Genomic DNA, 12,736 nt, shown 5'->3' with positions numbered 1-12,736 from the left:
CCAACGGAGAAAAAGTGGTCAGCAAGCAGGAAGCGGCGGCAGCCGTCCGCCACGCCAAGGTGGTCACCGGCGTGACCTGGGAACAGCTCGCCCAGGCCATCGGCAGGCCCCTGGCGTGGACCACGGCGGCACTGCTCGGCCAGCACCCGATGGGCAAGGACGAGGCGGCGACGGCGGCGGCCCTGCTCGAACTCGGAGAGGACGCGGCGCTCGCCTTCCAGCTGCAGCCCACCCGAGGGGCTCTCGACTCCGCCGTGCCCGTCGACCCGACCATCTACCGGCTTTACGAGATCGTCCAGGTCTACGGGCCCACCATCAAGGAGCTCATCCACGAGCAGTGCGGCGACGGCATCATGAGCGCCATCAACTTCCGCCTCGATGTCCGGCGCGTACCCGATCCGGCCGGGGACAGGGTGGTCATCACCCTGGACGGTAAGTATCTCCCCTACCAGTGGGAATGACCGGGATCTCCCAGGCCACCGTCTGACAGGGACAGCGGTCCCGGTCCGGCCGACGCCCAAATAGCGATGGGGTCACGCCAGATCGAGCAGCTGCTCGTAGAAACCCCCAAAACCGCGCGCCCGGTCCACGAGGTGCAGCTCCAGGATCCAGTGACAGGTCCTCCCCGCACGGTCGACGCGCCGCAGCGGGGTGTCGTTGTCCGGGGTGATGTAGGACTCCGCCCTCGCACCGTCGTTCACCTCGTGCGGAAACTCCCCCACGAGGTGCCCGGCGTGCCAGATGCCGATCTCCCAACCGGCTTCGCCCGCCAGCCGTTCCACCTCGGCGTACAGCCTCCGGCCGGTGATGCCGGGATCGGCCTCGAACACGGCGCGCCCGGCGTCGAAGACGCGCGGCAGGTCACGGAGCAGCCGGTGCTTGTCCGGGTCGTCGCCGAAGACGTACGTGCGGCCGAAGTCGGCCTCGTACTCCTCGAAGATCGGCCCGAAGTCGGCGAAGGCGACGTCGTCCTCGCCGATGACGCGATCGGGCGGACTGTCCCGGTACGGGAGCAGGGTGTTGGGCCCGGAGCGAATGATCCGTTTGTGCCAGTGCTTGGTCGTGCCGAACATGTCGTTGGCCAGGTCCCGGATGCGGTCGCTCACCTCACGCTCCCCGGCTCCGGGCGCGACCAGCCCGCGCGCCTCCACCTCGGCGAACAGGGCGATGGCCTTCTCCTGCGCCGCCACCAGACCCGCGACCCGCCGGGCCTCCTCCGGCCCGGAATGATCAGACGTCATGTCGTGTCCCCTGCGTCCTTCGTGTCATGGTGTTCCGCCGCCCCGAAGGCCGAACGGGGATCGGCGGTCGCGAGGCCCGGAGTGATGGCATCCGTGGCCGGAGACGTGCGGGATCCCGGCTGTCTAGCCCTGCTTGAGGCGGAGTGCCGCTTTGCGGACCTCGACCTGGAGAGCCTGCTCGCGCTCCAGCCACTCCGGGTTCTCCGCTTTCAGCGCGTCGATCTCGGCGGTGGTGAGCGGTCCGGTGATCCCGGCCCTGAGCAGGCCCGCGATGGAGACCTTGAGCTTCGCGGCGATGACCTGCTTGGAGTGCGGGCCGTTGCGGCGCAGGTCGGTGAGCCAGGCGGGTGGCGTCGACCGCAACTCGTTCAGCTCGTCCCTGGAGATGACACCCGCCTGGAACTCGGCGGGAGTGGCCGAAAGGGGAACACCCAGCTTCTTGGCCGCGGTCGCGGGCTTCATCGTCTGGATGGTCTTCGGTTTGGACGAGGTCATGGCGTCAAGAGTAGTCAGCCGAAGCGGGTTCCCATGACATCGGTACCCTGGGAAAGTGACTGATGGAGAGACCGGCAGGACGTTTCGACTGGCCTACGTGCCCGGGGTGACACCCGCGAAATGGATCAACATCTGGACCGAGCGAATGCCCGGCGTTCCGGTCACCCTGATCGCGGTTCCCGCCGCCGAGGCGGTGGGACTCCTGCGGAACGGCGGCGCCGACGCCGGATTCGTCAGGCTGCCGGTCGACCGGGACGGGCTCAGCGTGATTCCTCTCTACGTGGAGACCACGGTGGCCGTGGTTCCCAAGGACCACGCGGTGGCCGCCACCGACGAGGTGTCCGTCGCCGATCTTGCCGACGACGAGGTGTTCCACCCCCTGGACGACATCATCGAGTGGACGGTCCGGCCCGGACTGCCCGCGTTCACCCGCCCGGCCACGACGGCGGACGCGGTCGAGCTCGCGGCGTCCGGCACCGGGATCCTCCTGGTCCCGCTGTCGCTGGCACGCCTCCACCATCGCGGGGATCTCACTCACCGGCCGGTCCCGGACGCGCCGCAGTCCCAGGTCGCGCTGGCCTGGCCCACGGACGCGACCACCGACCTGGTGGAGGATTTCATCGGCATCGTCCGGGGCCGGACGGTGAACAGCTCGCGAGGCCGCACCCCCGCCGCCCCCGCCTCCCCCGTACGGAAACCGGCACAGCGGCAGGCACAGAAACCCGCGCAGAACGGCTCCGGTCGCCGGGCCGTACCAGCCGACCGTAAAAGGAAGGGCAACCGGCCTCGGTGACCCGCGCCGCTCGCGGCCGCCCCCAAAGCGAGAACGCTTCCGCTCTGCGCGAAGCCGACAGCATTCGAGCGCGCCGTCTACCTATGGTGAGGCATGGCCTCCTCTGTCCCGCCGCTACGCCCGGCGATCGATCGGACCGCCCCCAAGCCGTCTCCGGCTCGCGAGCCGCTGTGGCGGCACGCGCTCGGTGAGTGTCTCAGAGGTCTCCGCCACGAGCGGGGCGAGAAGTTGAGCGAGACGGCGCGTCGCGCCGGCGTCTCGCCGCAGTATCTCTCCGAGATGGAACGAGGCCTCAAGGAGCCGTCGAGCGAGATGATCGCCGCGGTCGCCGGCGCGCTGGATGTCACCCTGGTCGATCTGACCCTTTCCGTCGCCGAGAGCCTGCGGTCCGCTCAGAGCGGCACGTCGAGAGGTGCCACCTGCTCCGCGGCGTACGCCCTGGCCGCGTAGCGCGGCCTGCCGCGATCGTCCACGAGCCTACGCGGGCTCCTCGATGATCTCATCGAGGAGCCCGTACTCCAGGGCCGCGGTCGCGGTGAAGACGCGGTCGTGATCGGTGTCGGCGCGCAGGGTCTCGATGGTCTGGCCCGTGTGCCGTGACAGGATGCGCTCGATGTCCGCCCGGACGCGGACGACCTCGTCGGCCTGCAGGATGAGGTCGGGGATCGTTCCGCGCCCCTGGGCGGCCGGTTGGTGCAGGATCACCCGTGCGTGCGGGAGGGCGGCCCGTTTCCCCTTGGCGCCCGCGGCGAGAAGGACGGCACCCACCGCGATGGCCTGTCCGACGCAGGTCGTCTCAACCTGCGGACGGATATAGCGCATGGTGTCGTATATCGCGAGCATCGCGCTCGGGTCCCCGCCTTCACAGTTGATATAGAACTGTATGCGGGCATCGGGATTGTCCGACTCCAGGAAAATAAGCTGTGCGACGAGCGCGTTCGCGACGCCCGCGTCGATCGCGGTTCCCAGATAGACGATTCGCTCGGTGAGCAGGTGCGAGTAGACATCCATGACCCGCTCACCGCGAGAGTCCCGGACGATGACGTTGGGGATCGTGTACGTGCTCACTGGTCGCCTCCTTCGGTGACGCCGAATCCAAAGCGTGGGCGATCGTGTGGCGCGATCTCGTTGAAACTCTGGACGATCGCGTCTATGAAGCCGTAGTCCAGCGCCTCCTGCGCCGTGTACCAGCGATCGTGCAGAGAATCCTCGAATATGCGCTCCACGGACTGACCCGTGTCCCCGGCGATGAGACCGAGCACCGTGTCGCGGGTGTGCCGGAGGTCGCCGGCCTGCAGTTCGATGTCGACCGCAGTGCCGCCGATTCCGGCCGAGCCCTGGTGCATCAGGACACGTGCGTGCGGCAGGGCGCGGCGCTTCCCCGGGGTGCCCGCTGACAGCAGGAACTGCCCGGCGCTGTAGGCGATGCCCAGAACGAGGGTCGACACGTCACAGGGAATGAGTCGCATAATGTCGCGGATCGCGAGCATCGACGGAACCGAGCCGCCCGGGGAGTGAATCCACAATGCGATATCGGCTGACGCGTCCTGCATGGCGAGTGCTATCAATTGCGTGGCGAGCAATGTCCCGTTGTCGTCGTCGAGAGGCCCGTCGAGAACGAGAACACGCCGCTCGTAAAGCTCATTTCTTATCCGCGCGCTGAACAGTGGAAGTTTCGATTCTTCACCCATGAGTCCATCATGCGAGGCGATCCGGATCGGCGTCGACACGATCTGCCTGGGGCGGATCCGCTCTGAGCAGCGGGAGCCCGGTTCGCAGCGTCGCGGCCGGGAGCCGACCGGGACGAGCGCCTGCCGGGCATTGCCCCGCTACTCCGTGATACCGTATAGTGCTACTCGGTACCACCGAGTACCAGAGACCGAAGAGGACCATGATGGACGACCTGACGGAGATGCTGAAGGGCACGCTTGAGGGCTGCGTGCTGGAGATCATCGGCAGCGAGGAGACCTACGGGTACGCCATCACACGTCGGCTGAACGAGCTCGGCTTCGCCGACGTCGTCGAGGGGACGGTTTACACCATCCTGCTGCGACTGGAGAAGAACGGCCTCGTCCAGGTGACGAAACGACCGTCCGGCCTGGGCCCGCCACGCAAGTTCTACGCGCTCAACGACGCGGGGCGCGACAAACTCACGGTGTTCTGGGCGAAATGGGAGTACGTCACATCGCGGATCGACAAGCTCAGAGAGGGCGGGAGATGAACTTCTGGGAGACCATCACCGGCAGCGATCTCACCAGGGAATCCAAGGCGTTCGAAGCCCGGGCCGAAGTATTACCGGCCGACTACCGGGCGGCCTGGGAAGAGATCAAGGGGCACCTTTTTCCCTACGGGGACTTCACGGGCCGAAACCTGATGCCGATTCTCGACGGCGCCCTGGGACTGCTCGAAGAGACGGCGGCCGACGGGCAGAGCATTCACGAGGTGCTGGGTGACGACATCGGGGGCTTCTGCGCGGCGCTGGCCGGCGGAGAAGGGGCCCGGAGCTATCGCGACCGGTGGCGCGAGCAGTTGAACAGGAACGTCGCGAGGAAATTGAGCCGGCTGGGAGGCTGACGTGGGCATCCAGGACATCATCGAGGGCAAGAGGCAGTGGCGGGCACACATGGCGCGGGTCAAGGCGCTTCCGCCGGACTACCAGATCGTCTACAAGGAGATGCAGAGATACCTCTTCAAGGTTGGACCGATCGACCTGCTTGGCGGGTCCCTGCTCCCGGGGATCGTCGATTTCTTCGAGGAGGGCGCCGCGTCCGGCAAGGGAGTCCTGGAACTCATCGGCGACGATGTCGCCGCCTTCTGCGACGACCTGGTCAAGGACTCGCGCACCTACGCGGACGTCTATCAGGAGTCCGTCAGCGGGAAACCCGGCACGGCCGAGAAGTAACGCCGGGCGACGTACGAAGGATCATTGAAAAAGCGGCACCGGCCGGACTCGGGCGTCCCGTTCGAGGAGCTAGGGAAGGCCGCCCTCGCCGAGCATGTCCTCCCATCTGAGCAGCGGCCGACGGTCCTCCAGCGCCAAGGGGTGGAGGGCGTTCCCGACATGCGCGGGGAGGAGCCCGATGAGACGGGCCGCCTCCTCGGGCGTGCGTGCCATCAGGTCGGCGACGAGTGCCCTGAACTGCGAACGGGTGACGCCTGTGACGATCTGGCCGTACAACGACTCAGCGTCGTCGTCCTCGCCGAGCGTCAGCAGATCCAGGAGGAATCTCGCGTCCCAGATGTCCGCCACGGGTTCGAGGGCGTAGAGCAGATCCGCTTCCTCGGGCGCGTCCGTGAAGTGGATCTGCTGCCGTATCTGACCGAAGGTCGCCGCCTGATCGAACCGGTACACATCGACCTCCTCGGGCTCCCATCCGTCGAAGACCAGGCCCAGATACAGGTCATCGTCGACCGGGCGCACCATCACGAGTTCCACCAGGCCCTGCCATTCGCTGACGCTGAGCTGGGAACGCCACAGCAACGCGTACCGCCGCCACTCCACCACGGCCGCCTCGTGCCCCGGCATGAGGTCGCTCGCCCGCAGACCGGGCGCGCAGGCAAGGGCGAGCAGCGCCAGATTGGCCGTGTAGTACGCGTACCGCCTGGTAGGACCCAGGGTCCGCGGCCGGTAGGCGGGCAGCGAGGTGTCCTCCCTGTCGTCCACCGTACGGAACAGCCGCCTGACCAACTCGTCCGCCCCCTCCACGAGACTGTCGAGGAACGACATGATCGGAACGCGCGATGCCAGCGACGACCACGACAGCAGCGTGCGCAGCAGGCCCTCGTCCGCCTCACGTGGCACCTGGCCGGACTCCCCGTCCGCCATGTCGCGCAGCACCGAGGCCACCAGCCGGGCGATGAGGAACTCGGCGAACGTCGCGTGCAGGAACTCGTACGTGCGCAGCACCCGCGCATCCTGAATCGCCCGCGCCTGATGCACGAAGAAGAATCGTCCGAACGTCAGCTCGCCCGCCGTGAGCGGCCTGCCCCACGAACCCGCCGGTCCGGCCGCGAACCGTAGCGCCCCGAGATCCTCGTCCACCTCCTCGGTGGTGGCCCACTGGCGACCTCTGCTGAACATGGTGAACGCGACCACCGACAGCTGCCGCAACTCCTGCTCCACCAGTTCTTCCATCCGGTCGCGCGGGTTGCCCTATGGCCTCGGCGGCCTCGAAGAACGCGGTCATCACCAGGATCGTGTGCGCCGCCTCGATCCGCTCGGTCCTGGAACGCCAATCCGCGTCCGAGCGCCAGTCACGCCACCGCCCCAGCAGGTCGTTACCAACCTTGATCAGCTCATTCTTGGCGTCCACGAACGGAGTGAAGGCGAAGACGAGGCCCGACGCCGTATCAATCTTCCTGATCAGCGGGTCGGGGCCACCCATCAGACGGAGGGCGTCGACGTAGCGATGCACCTGTGAATTATCACCGCATCCGTCCCACGAGAGGGGCGCCGGTCGAAACCCGTGGATCCAACCTGTGGATCCAACCGAAAGCAGATCCACCCGGCGCTCATGCAGGGTTCCGGGGTCATAGATGACATCTTCGGGAGTTAGTCACTCACGCCACGTTCCGAAGATCGGATAACAGGACGTTCCGGCTGGTGGGCACTATCGGGTTCGGATCGGTGACATCTCACCTGTAAGGCGATCCGAACGGGGACACGACCAGGGCGGATACCGTCCCCAACCTGGGCGTACGGTCCACGACCGTCTACCTTGTCACCCAGAACTGACGCTCTCTACGCAGCTTGCCCTCAGAGCTGATTTCGGTGCCCCGCAGCACTTCGACAGTGAGCGGGATCCCTTATGCCGGGGACTGTGTCCGTCGATCAGGCCGCATGTGGCTCGAACCATACCGAGCCCAGATCATGACCGGAGGTGAGACGAACGTCGGCGTTCAGTGCCTCCGCCAGATGCCGCAGCAACGCAATCGTCGGCGCGGTCCCGCCTTCCTCGATGCACTCGATCTCATCCTCGCTCATGCCCGCACGCTCAGCCAGCTCCGCCACGGTCAGCCCAAGCTCGCTACGCCGGTCATACAACGCCTTACCGAACGCCAGCGCTTCCCGAATCATGATCCGTTCGGGATCCTCGGCCTGAGATTCAGGTCGCACCCAGCGGGTGTGATAACCGGTCATCACGCCTGCCTCTCGTAGATCTCGGCCACCGGCCCATGATGGTCGCGTTCGCGGAATAGCACAGGTGCGCGCTCAACGGCCCGATTACTTGAGCGAGGTGTGACCGAACGATGCGACGGAGAGGGCTCGGCCGAAAAACCAAAACTCCAGACCTGCCTTAGCAGGTTAGGGGCTTGTGGTGGGCACTACTGGGTTCGAACCGGTGACATCTCGCTTGCAAGACGATCCGAGCGGAGGCGCGACCAAGGCCGATACTGGAGCTGACCTGGGTGTACGGTCCACAACCGTCCACCGTCGTCCGGGGGGCACCCAGAACTGGCGCTCTCCGCAGGCTTGCGCGACTTCTCCGCCCAGACGTCCCGGCCGTTGCTCCACAGCTCAGAGGCGTGGTAGCCGAACCGGTCGAACAGGCCGTCGTCCTGGTAGCGATTCAGGCGCATCATCGGCGATTCCCCGCCGCGCCCATAACGCAGGCGAACCAGTCGATCTTGTGAACGAGTCCCTCCGACCTGGCCGAGACTCCTTCCTGGATATGAGTCAGAGGTTATATTCTGAAGATGGCATGGGAGATCGTCCTACTGGAACCCGTAGAGTCCTGGTTCCTCAAACTCTGTGAGAGTGATCCGGGCTCGGCGGCCCTCGTCGAGAAGGCGATCGACCGGCTCTCCGAGGTCGGCCCCGCCCTCGGGCGCCCCTTGGTGGACACGCTGGAGGACGACGACCTGAACAACCTGAAGGAGCTCCGTCCAGGCTCGCGAGGACGGTCTGAGATTAGAATCATCTTCATCTTCGATCCCGACAGAGAAGCGGTCTTCCTCGTAGCCGGAGACAAGGCAGGCAAGTGGTCGCGCTGGTATGACGAAGCGATCCCGCTGGCCAAGTCTCGCTACATGGAGTATCGCGCGGAGAAGAAGGCCGAGCAGACCAAGGAGGACAGGCGATGAGCCCTGCGCGCCGCTGGCAGGAGGTCAAGGCTGAGGCCCACCGACTTCATCCCAAGCTGGCCACCCCCGAGCGTCAGGCTGCCGCCGAAGCCGAACTGGATGCGTATGTGGCGGGACATCACCTGAAAGAGCTGCGTAAGTCGCTGGGCAAAACCCAGGTCGAGGTCGCCGCCGCGCTCGGCATCTCCCAGTCACGGGTCTCCCAGATCGAAAACGGCGACCTCGACGCCATGGAGCTGGAAACTCTCCGGGCCTACGCGGCCGCGCTGGGCGGACACGTCGAGGTGACGATCAGTGTCGGCCCACACTCCGTCAAGGTCGCCTGAAATTAGCCGAGCCCATTCGAGACAGCTGCCCAACGGGGACATCTCGCACGTAAAGGCGACATCTGTCCAACTGACGCTGCGATGCGCGTAGCGGGTAAAAAGAGAAGCCCTCGAACCTGTTTTGGCAGGTCAAGGGCTTGTGGTGGGCACTACTGGGTTCGAACCAGTGACATCTCGCTTGTAAGGCGAGCGCTCTACCGCTGAGCTAAGCGCCCGGGGAATCCCGTCGGACAGACGGGATAACACTTTACGGCACCCGGGGGGACTTCAGCACATCGAGAGACCACGTGGTTCCCGCGTCGGTGAAGCCGGCCGCGCGCCAGCCGAGGAGGGCGGCGCCGAGCATGCCTGCGGACATGCCGAGGGCGGCCTGGCGGAGGGGTGGGGCATCGCGGAAGGCGAGGTGTTTCTGGAGCCGTTCGGCCAGGGGGTCGGAGAGGAGGGGACCCGCCTCGGCGAGGCCGCCGCCGAGGACGATGGCCGAGGGGTCGAGGAGAAGCGTGTAGGTGGCCAGGGCGAGAGAGAGTGCCTCGACCGCGTCACCCCAGATCTCCGTGGCGAGAGGATCACCGGAGGCGGTCAGGGCGGCGACCTGCTCGGCGGTGACAGGTGAGGCCGCGGCGGCGATGGAAGTGGAGAAGGCGGCGGTGGAAGGCTGGGCGGGGGTGGAGGAGGCACCGGGGGTGAGAGGGGAGGAGGAGACCCGGACGGGGTGAGGAGAGGTGGCGGTGGCGCGGGCGGAGTAGCGGCGGGCTACGGCGGAGGCGGAGGCGTAGGTCTCCAGGCAGCCGATCTGCCCGCAGGCGCACGGTTCGCCGTCCGGGAAGACCGGGATGTGGCCGATCTCGCCGCCCCAGCCGGCGCTCCCGCCGTACGGCTCGCCGTGCAGGATCGTGGCGCCCGCGATGCCGGTGCCGATGGGCAGGAACAGGAAGTCGGAAAGCTCACGACCGGCGCCGAGGACGCTCTCGGCGAGACCACCGGTGCGGACGTCGTGTCCGAGCATGACGGGGACGTCCAGCGGGACGAGGTCCGTCGCCGGGACGTCGCGCCAGCCGATGTTGGCGGAGTACAGAGCCGCCTCGGCGGTGACCAGGCCCGGTACGGCGAGGCCGACCCCCTCGGGGATGCCGCCTCCCTCGGCGGCGAGGTCGTCGATGAAGGACCGGATCGTCGCGATGACGGCCGCCGGCCCCCTGTCGCGCGGGGTGGCGCGGCGTTCGGTACGGATGATCTCGCCGGAACGGGTGACGAGGCCGCCCTTCATCGACGTTCCACCGACGTCAAGGGCAACAACGAAGGAGCTCATGCACCCATCCAGCGGGTCGAAGGAGCGGGACCGAGCCCGACCCTAGCGCACGGCCAGGCACGCGAATATGGAGGGATCTACCCCGACAAGGAGTGAATGATCACGGCCACGTCAGAGGCTCAGGAGACGAAAGGCCCTCCTGCGCGGCCAGGGCGGTCACTCCCCGCATGGTCCGCGCCGATCAACCTCGGCGCCCGTGAAACTCAGAGAATCCGGCGTGGGACGTGTGGTCCGCGCCCCATGAGGTTCAGGGGACTCGGCGCGGGACATGTGGTCGACGACGTGGCCCACATCCTGTGAGGATCAGAAAACCAGGCGCAGCCCGTGAGGTTCAGGGGACTCGGCGTAGGACTCTGGCCAGGGCCGCTTCTACCTCGTCGGCCAGGCCGGGTGCGTGGGAGGCGGCCAGCCTGCCGTCGCCTCGCGCGAGCCGTACCGAGCCGCAGGAGCGGCACTCCACCTCGCCCAGCCTGCAGATGAGCGCGACGGAGCCGCACGAGGAGCACGTGTCGAGGTCGGCTTCGTGGGTGCGCCGGCAGTCCGGGCAGATCAGCACCTGCGTCTCGTGGCGCACTCCGCGCGCCCACGGGCTGGAACCACGGATCGGGTCGGTCTGCCTGGCCCCGCAGGAGAAGCAGGGCATGATCGCCTCCGAGAGGTCGGACCGGCGGACACCTCGCGTACGGGCGTCGGCCGGATCACCGCTTAGGGAAGGTCGGCGAGCACCTTGAGGTACTCGGCGACGTCACGGGCCCGCGAGACCGGGTTCACGACGCGCCAGCGGACCACGCCCTCGCCGTCGATGACGAAGGTCCCGCGCCCCGCGTAGCCCTTCTCGTCATCGAACACACCGTACGCCCGCGCGACCTGTCCGTGCGGCCAGAAATCGGAGAGCAGCGAGAAGGTGTAGCCCTTTTGATCCGCCCACGCGCGGTGGGCGAAGATTGAATCAACCGAGATTGTAAGAATTTTAACGTCTTCGGGCACGTCGACGATGAGCTCGTCGCGGAGGGCGTCGAGCTCGTTGCCGCAGACGCCGCTGAACGCCAGAGGGTAGAAGATCAGCACAATCTTTTTGCCCCGGTGCCCGGAAAGCTTGACCGGGGTGCCGTGCTGGTCCCTCAGCTCGAAGTCGGGAGCCTGGTCACCCACCTCGATCGCCATGATCGGGGATCCTTTCGTCGGCTGACGGCAGGCATAATCATCCTGCCGTACGGCCCGCGCGAGCCGTACGGCAGGGCGGACCCTTAGCGGCGCGCCTTGGGCGTCGCCAGACGCGTCCCCGACCAGTCGGGAGCTGCACTGATGCTGCTGGTCTGCGAGAGACCCGCAGTGGTGGCGTCTTCCCCGATGTCGCTCGGCTCCACGTGCCCGTCCCGGCCGGCTTTGGGAGTGAGCAGCCAGATCTGGCCGCCGTCGGTGAGGTTGGTCACCACGCTGCTCAGGGCGTCGAACAGATCGCCGTCACCATCACGCCACCAGAGCAGCACGACGTCGACGACGTCCTCGAAGTCTTCATCGACCAGCTCGTTACCGGTCAGCTCCTCGATGGAGTCGCGCAGATCGTCGTCGGTGTCCTCGTCCCATCCGACCTCCTGCACCACCTGACCCGGCTTGAGGCCGAGTCGTTCGGCCAGGCCGCGTTCGCCCTGCGCCTGACCCGCGGTCGCGCTCACGTTTGTCCCTCCTGCTTGAATGGCCCCGCAATCACACGGTGCTCAGAGTGCTTCGGCACAGTCCACACGCTGTGACCCTCAGTCGTCAACGGTCGCCACGGCAACGACTGGGCTACGTATGAATTAGTCCGACAAAAATGACAAACGGACCTGGCGTTCCAGATTGTCGACGTTGAGATCCACCACGGCGATGGACTGCCAGGTTCCCAGCGCGAGCCGTCCCGAGAGAACCGGGACGGTGGCGTACGGCGGAATGAGGGCGGGCATGACATGCGACCGTCCATGCCCTCGTGATCCGTGCGCATGCCTCCATCTGTCGTCGGCCGGAAGCAAGGCCTCCAGGGCCGCGAGCAGATCGTCGTCGCTGCCTGAGCCCAGCTCCAGCAGCGCGACCCCCGCGGTCGCGTGGGGCACGAAGACGTTCAACAGGCCGTCGCCCCCACATGACCGGACGAAGCTCTCGCACTCGGAGGTGATGTCGTGCACCCGTTCCCGGGAACCCGTTACCACCTCGATCGTCTGAGATCTCACATACCGATCCTACGATCCATCGTGAGCTGCGATGACGGCCGCACCCGGTCCCGGAGACGGTGGACGGTCCTCGCCGCCGCCCGATCTCCCGCCGGTACGGGGACAGGATCGGCGTGTCCGGCTCCTGGAACGTCCCCGCCCGGAGCGCTTCCCGGCCGGGGCGGGGCTTCGGGACACGCCGGGTGTCCGGGGCAGGGGAGCCGGACGGCGGCCTCGTACGGGCCGGTCGCCACCGGAGTGGCGACGATCGTGGAGACCGTCCCCGCCGGCCCGGCGTTCAC

The 12,736-nt window shown here is 66.9% G+C and carries 19 protein-coding genes, 1 tRNA gene and 1 pseudogene; 8 read left to right on the top strand and 13 right to left on the bottom strand.

Going from position 1 to position 12,736, the window contains the following annotated elements; all coding sequences use genetic code 11:
- The first annotated feature begins 14 nt into the window (after positions 1 to 14).
- Positions 15 to 461 carry a cyanase gene (cynS, locus tag ACW9TB_RS24660; RefSeq protein WP_472750424.1) on the top strand — a complete coding sequence of 149 codons (447 nt, stop codon included), beginning with the start codon at positions 15 to 17 and terminating at the stop codon, positions 459 to 461.
- A 72-nt stretch (positions 462 to 533) separates the two neighbouring features.
- On the opposite strand, the gene ACW9TB_RS24655 is transcribed toward cynS, so the two are convergent.
- Together ACW9TB_RS24655 and ACW9TB_RS24650 are read right to left on the bottom strand one after the other, a co-directional pair.
- Positions 534 to 1,241, bottom strand: a complete 708-nt coding sequence (locus ACW9TB_RS24655; RefSeq protein ID WP_472750423.1) for a M24 family metallopeptidase — start codon at positions 1,239 to 1,241, stop codon at positions 534 to 536.
- Between the two features lie 123 nt (positions 1,242 to 1,364).
- Positions 1,365 to 1,736: a DUF5997 family protein gene (locus ACW9TB_RS24650; protein WP_472750422.1), complete on the bottom strand. Its 372-nt coding sequence runs from the start codon at positions 1,734 to 1,736 to the stop codon at positions 1,365 to 1,367.
- 55 nt (positions 1,737 to 1,791) lie between these two features.
- On the opposite strand from ACW9TB_RS24650, the gene ACW9TB_RS24645 reads away from it, so the two are divergent.
- Together ACW9TB_RS24645 and ACW9TB_RS24640 are read left to right on the top strand one after the other, a co-directional pair.
- Positions 1,792 to 2,529 (top strand): LysR family substrate-binding domain-containing protein, encoded by a 738-nt coding sequence (locus ACW9TB_RS24645; RefSeq protein ID WP_472750421.1) that lies wholly within the window; start codon positions 1,792 to 1,794, stop codon positions 2,527 to 2,529.
- A gap of 93 nt (positions 2,530 to 2,622) precedes the next feature.
- Positions 2,623 to 2,979 carry a helix-turn-helix domain-containing protein gene (locus ACW9TB_RS24640; protein WP_472750420.1) on the top strand — a complete coding sequence of 119 codons (357 nt, stop codon included), beginning with the start codon at positions 2,623 to 2,625 and terminating at the stop codon, positions 2,977 to 2,979.
- 27 nt (positions 2,980 to 3,006) lie between these two features.
- On the opposite strand, the gene ACW9TB_RS24635 is transcribed toward ACW9TB_RS24640, so the two are convergent.
- Positions 3,007 to 3,597, bottom strand: coding sequence for a ClpP family protease (locus tag ACW9TB_RS24635; RefSeq protein WP_472750419.1), 591 nt, complete (start codon positions 3,595 to 3,597; stop codon positions 3,007 to 3,009).
- Entirely contained in the window at positions 3,594 to 4,220 is a 627-nt protein-coding gene (locus ACW9TB_RS24630; protein ID WP_472750418.1) for a ClpP family protease, read from the bottom strand. The genes ACW9TB_RS24635 and ACW9TB_RS24630 overlap by 4 nt, the downstream gene beginning before the upstream one ends.
- A gap of 203 nt (positions 4,221 to 4,423) precedes the next feature.
- Between ACW9TB_RS24630 and ACW9TB_RS24625 the strand changes: the two genes are divergently transcribed.
- The 3 genes from ACW9TB_RS24625 to ACW9TB_RS24615 are packed head-to-tail and all read left to right on the top strand — an operon-like array spanning position 4,424 to position 5,431.
- The gene (locus tag ACW9TB_RS24625; protein WP_472750417.1) at positions 4,424 to 4,750 is read left to right on the top strand and encodes a PadR family transcriptional regulator; all 327 of its coding nucleotides are present in this window, start codon (positions 4,424 to 4,426) and stop codon (positions 4,748 to 4,750) included.
- Positions 4,747 to 5,103 (top strand): DUF1048 domain-containing protein, encoded by a 357-nt coding sequence (locus ACW9TB_RS24620; protein ID WP_472750416.1) that lies wholly within the window; start codon positions 4,747 to 4,749, stop codon positions 5,101 to 5,103. Before ACW9TB_RS24625 ends, ACW9TB_RS24620 begins: the two co-directional genes overlap by 4 nt.
- A 1-nt stretch (position 5,104) precedes the next feature.
- Positions 5,105 to 5,431: a DUF1048 domain-containing protein gene (locus ACW9TB_RS24615; RefSeq protein WP_472750415.1), complete on the top strand. Its 327-nt coding sequence runs from the start codon at positions 5,105 to 5,107 to the stop codon at positions 5,429 to 5,431.
- 69 nt (positions 5,432 to 5,500) lie between these two features.
- Here the strand turns inward: ACW9TB_RS24615 and ACW9TB_RS24610 are convergent, their stop codons facing one another.
- The 3 genes and pseudogenes from ACW9TB_RS24610 to ACW9TB_RS24600 all read right to left on the bottom strand — a co-directional run bounded on the left by ACW9TB_RS24610 (position 5,501) and on the right by ACW9TB_RS24600 (position 7,669).
- Positions 5,501 to 6,652, bottom strand: coding sequence for an NACHT domain-containing protein (locus ACW9TB_RS24610; protein ID WP_472750448.1), 1,152 nt, complete (start codon positions 6,650 to 6,652; stop codon positions 5,501 to 5,503).
- A gap of 22 nt (positions 6,653 to 6,674) precedes the next feature.
- Positions 6,675 to 6,944, bottom strand: a pseudogene (locus ACW9TB_RS24605) (NACHT N-terminal helical domain 7-containing protein); the annotation flags it as partial.
- A 416-nt stretch (positions 6,945 to 7,360) separates the two neighbouring features.
- A complete protein-coding gene (locus tag ACW9TB_RS24600) occupies positions 7,361 to 7,669 on the bottom strand; it encodes a helix-turn-helix domain-containing protein (RefSeq protein ID WP_472750414.1) in 309 nt (102 codons plus the stop codon).
- Positions 7,670 to 8,226: 557 nt separating this feature from the next.
- On the opposite strand from ACW9TB_RS24600, the gene ACW9TB_RS24595 reads away from it, so the two are divergent.
- Entirely contained in the window at positions 8,227 to 8,613 is a 387-nt protein-coding gene (locus ACW9TB_RS24595; RefSeq protein WP_472750413.1) for a type II toxin-antitoxin system RelE/ParE family toxin, read from the top strand.
- A complete protein-coding gene (locus ACW9TB_RS24590; RefSeq protein WP_472750412.1) occupies positions 8,610 to 8,939 on the top strand; it encodes a helix-turn-helix domain-containing protein in 330 nt (109 codons plus the stop codon). Before ACW9TB_RS24595 ends, ACW9TB_RS24590 begins: the two co-directional genes overlap by 4 nt.
- A 140-nt stretch (positions 8,940 to 9,079) precedes the next feature.
- On the opposite strand, the gene ACW9TB_RS24585 is transcribed toward ACW9TB_RS24590, so the two are convergent.
- The 6 genes from ACW9TB_RS24585 to ACW9TB_RS24560 all read right to left on the bottom strand — a co-directional run bounded on the left by ACW9TB_RS24585 (position 9,080) and on the right by ACW9TB_RS24560 (position 12,455).
- Positions 9,080 to 9,154: transfer RNA gene (locus tag ACW9TB_RS24585), tRNA-Val, on the bottom strand.
- Positions 9,155 to 9,186: 32 nt separating this feature from the next.
- Positions 9,187 to 10,248: an ROK family protein gene (locus ACW9TB_RS24580; RefSeq protein WP_472750411.1), complete on the bottom strand. Its 1,062-nt coding sequence runs from the start codon at positions 10,246 to 10,248 to the stop codon at positions 9,187 to 9,189.
- A gap of 331 nt (positions 10,249 to 10,579) precedes the next feature.
- Positions 10,580 to 10,891, bottom strand: coding sequence for a hypothetical protein (locus ACW9TB_RS24575; RefSeq protein WP_472750410.1), 312 nt, complete (start codon positions 10,889 to 10,891; stop codon positions 10,580 to 10,582).
- Between the two features lie 62 nt (positions 10,892 to 10,953).
- A complete protein-coding gene (locus tag ACW9TB_RS24570; RefSeq protein ID WP_472750409.1) occupies positions 10,954 to 11,412 on the bottom strand; it encodes a peroxiredoxin in 459 nt (152 codons plus the stop codon).
- A gap of 83 nt (positions 11,413 to 11,495) precedes the next feature.
- Complete coding sequence (locus ACW9TB_RS24565; RefSeq protein ID WP_329084203.1) at positions 11,496 to 11,924, bottom strand: DUF3052 domain-containing protein; 429 nt, start codon at positions 11,922 to 11,924, stop codon at positions 11,496 to 11,498.
- A 123-nt stretch (positions 11,925 to 12,047) separates the two neighbouring features.
- Positions 12,048 to 12,455, bottom strand: a complete 408-nt coding sequence (locus tag ACW9TB_RS24560) for a secondary thiamine-phosphate synthase enzyme YjbQ (RefSeq protein WP_343967721.1) — start codon at positions 12,453 to 12,455, stop codon at positions 12,048 to 12,050.
- Between the last annotated feature and the right edge of the window lie 281 nt (positions 12,456 to 12,736).

Source organism: Streptosporangium sp. H13245 (assembly GCF_055690525.1).
Note: the sequence above shows the minus strand (reverse complement) of the source record. Positions and strands in the feature narration are given on the sequence as shown.